This window comes from Bradyrhizobium sp. 23 (assembly GCF_023073295.1).
In the GTDB taxonomy this organism is placed as follows: domain Bacteria; phylum Pseudomonadota; class Alphaproteobacteria; order Rhizobiales; family Xanthobacteraceae; genus Bradyrhizobium; species Bradyrhizobium canariense_D.
In genome coordinates, this window is sequence record NZ_JADPJF010000119.1 from 1 (window position 1) to 1,126 (window position 1,126).

1 pseudogene is annotated in these 1,126 nt (G+C 64.7%); it reads right to left on the minus strand.

Annotated features, from left to right (window positions below):
* Window positions 1-80 precede the first annotated feature (80 nt).
* Window positions 81-1,126, minus strand: a pseudogene (locus IVB32_RS28795) (transposase); the annotation flags it as partial.

Here is a 1,126-nt window from a genome sequence, read left to right on the forward strand (position 1 = left end):
AGCCCTTCGTCTGGACCAAGAAAAAGGTTCGTCAACGCCCCTTCAAAGGCCGCCGTATCACTCAGCTCTGATTCCGGGTACTAGGTCGGGCTGACGTTGCCGGAATGGATGTTACGCGGCGCTCGGACGTGGGCAATGGACTTGATCGTCATGCGATCGTGGTGAAGCTTGAAGGGCCGCACCCAGACCGACAATTTCTTATGCGCCTTCAATCGTTGGAAGCCCTTGTTGGCCTCGATCATGCCGGCCGCGGCCGATCGCAAGGCCACGCCGGCATCCCGCCAGCGTTTGAGTTGCGCGTGACGCGGCGAATGGTGCCCATCATGTTCTCGGCGATGTTGGTAGAGGCGAGCGATCGACGCAGCTCCGTTGGCACCTTCAACCGGACGACAGTCAGGATTTCCTCGAGCCCTTGGAGGATGGTGGCCGCTGCGCCGGGCCATTGCTGGTCGAGTCGACGCGCGAGATTGCGGATCAATTTTTCAGCCTTGTCGGCATCGAGCTCCCAGGCCTGGCGGAGCACGCGACATGTGGCCGCATGATGCTCTTTCGGCAGGCGTTCCGTGATGTTGCGCGCCTTGTGGATCTGGCAGCGCTGGATCGCGGCGGCCGAACCGAAGGTGCGGCGGATCCCTTCGACAACGCTTTCGCGCCGTCGACGATGAACAGTCTTGGCACTGTCGGGGCGAGCCCGCGCGAGACCAGGTTGGCCAGCAGGGCCTGAACCGTTGCGGCGTTCTCGGTCGCTCCTTTCACCAGCGCCAGCGGATGCTTGTTGCCCCCCGTCAACCCCGATCGCGTCGACCAGCACGAGATCGTAGCCGAGATGCAGCGCGTCGATTTCGACAGAAGGTGGAGCGCGGAGAGATCGGCAGCCATGGAGTCGGCCAGCCGCGCCGCCGACATCGCCACAAACCTCCGCGAGGCCGCCGGCTTCGAAAACCCGCGATCCGGGCGGTGCCGGCACGTCACCCTCGGGCAGCCGGACAGCGCGACCGAATCGGCGCGTCGACACATTGATCAGCGTCAGGTCATCGCCCAGCGAACGAGCCGGTCTTCCTGCGCTGCCGGTTCCAGCTCGGGATCGTCACCTCGCGGCCGTCCACATCCCGGACCCGCGGGCGCT